Origin of the sequence: Kribbella sp. (genome assembly GCF_035655035.1) — a bacterium.
Taxonomy (GTDB): Bacteria; Actinomycetota; Actinomycetes; order Propionibacteriales; family Kribbellaceae; genus Kribbella.
In genome coordinates this window covers 1-1,500 of the sequence record NZ_DASRVN010000575.1, presented here as the reverse complement: position 1 = coordinate 1,500, position 1,500 = coordinate 1, and the positions used below count along the sequence as shown (strand labels likewise).

Here is a 1,500-nt window from a genome sequence, read left to right as displayed (position 1 = left end):
CCGGTCGGTACGCCGGCGTCGTCCAGCCGAACCGCCAACTCCAGCCCGGGCCCGAACGCGGCATCGTCGCCCCCAACCGCCTTCAGCACAACGCGTTCCGCACCACACGATGCCAGCCAGGTAGCCGAGTTCATCCCACCCGTCAGCACCTCCAGCGCCACCGGCTTCAGACCCCAGCACTCCCGCAGCACCCCGGCGACGTCCATCCCCACACCCTGTCAGTGGTCGGCTCGGCGCGCTCGTGAATTTCAGTCGTCGGCGAGCAGGCCGGTGCGGTGGGCCACCGCGGCGGCTTCCGTGCGGGTGGAGACGCCGAGCTTGCGGAGGATGCGCACCACGTGGGTGGCGACGGTGTTCGGTGAGACGAAGAGTTCCCGGGCGATCTCGGCGTTGGACAGGCCGCGGGCGAGGGTTCGCAGTACGACGAGTTCGCGCTCGGTCAGGCCGTACGACTCGTCCCGGGCCGTGGCCGCGGACAGGCCGGCGCGTTGGCTGAGGTCGTCGATCTCGCTGAGCAAGGGCGCGGCCGCCAGGCGGGTCGCAATCTCGCGGGCTTCGTCGAGGCGCCGGCGGGCGCCGGGCTTGTTGTTCGAGCGCAACGCGGAGGCGGCGCCGCCGACCAGCGCTAGAGCCAGCTCGTGAACGTCGTAGGCCACCCGCCAGGCGTCGGCCGCCGTGTCCCAGGCCGCGACGGTCCCCGCATCGAAGGCGTCCCCGGTCCGCAACACCGCGGCGACGACCGGCCACCGATCCAGGTGGGACATTCGCTTCCGCAGCAACTCCGATCGCGAGGGCACCTGCCGCCGGCGTCCGGTCACGGTCCGTTCCAGCTGGAGTGCCGCGAGACAGAGCCGCGCGGTGACCACCACGTCCGCGGCCGGCCAGTCCGCCATCACGTCGAGCGCCTCGGCCAGCAGCCGGTCGGCCGTGAGCACGTCGCCGGTGCCGACCGCGAGCGCCATCTGGACAGGCAGGCGCTGCAGGCCGACTTCGCTGGCCATCCCTGATGGCGGTACGGCCATCTGCGCGAGTTGGTCCGCCGCCTCGTCGTACCTGCCACGCCGTACGGCGATGACCGCGACCTCCAGCCGCAGCGCCGCGTCGTACCAGGGCGGCGGGCCGTCCGCGAGCGCGTTGTCCACCAGCTCCAGGGCCTCGTCCCAGCAGCCCAGCGAGATCAGCACCTCCGCCCGGTTCTGCGCCAGCATCGAGCCTCTGGCCCGCATCCGGCCCCACCGCTCCGCCTGCTGCTCCGCGCCTTCGAGGAGAGCAGCCGCCTCCTCAGGGCGTCCGGCATCCGCGATCGCCCGCCCTTCCCATTGCAGCGAGGTGAGGTACGTGTGCTGATCGCCGCACGCATCAGCGGCCCGCCGTGCGTCCTGCATGAGCTGCTGAACCGCCGCGGGACCGCCGTCCAGGTGCAAGGCGACGCCACCGACAACCAGCCGCGCCTCGGCGAGCGCCTGGTCGTCGCCGGTGGCCTCCGCCAGGTCGAGCGCC

2 protein-coding genes are annotated in these 1,500 nt (G+C 72.7%); both read right to left on the bottom strand.

Going from position 1 to position 1,500, the window contains the following annotated elements; all coding sequences use genetic code 11:
- Positions 1 to 206 (bottom strand): hypothetical protein (locus VFF46_RS30720; RefSeq protein WP_325040727.1); only part of this gene is annotated, 206 nt, incomplete at its 3' end.
- A 42-nt stretch (positions 207 to 248) separates the two neighbouring features.
- Positions 249 to 1,500 (bottom strand): LuxR C-terminal-related transcriptional regulator (locus VFF46_RS30715; RefSeq protein ID WP_325040726.1); only part of this gene is annotated, 1,252 nt, incomplete at its 5' end.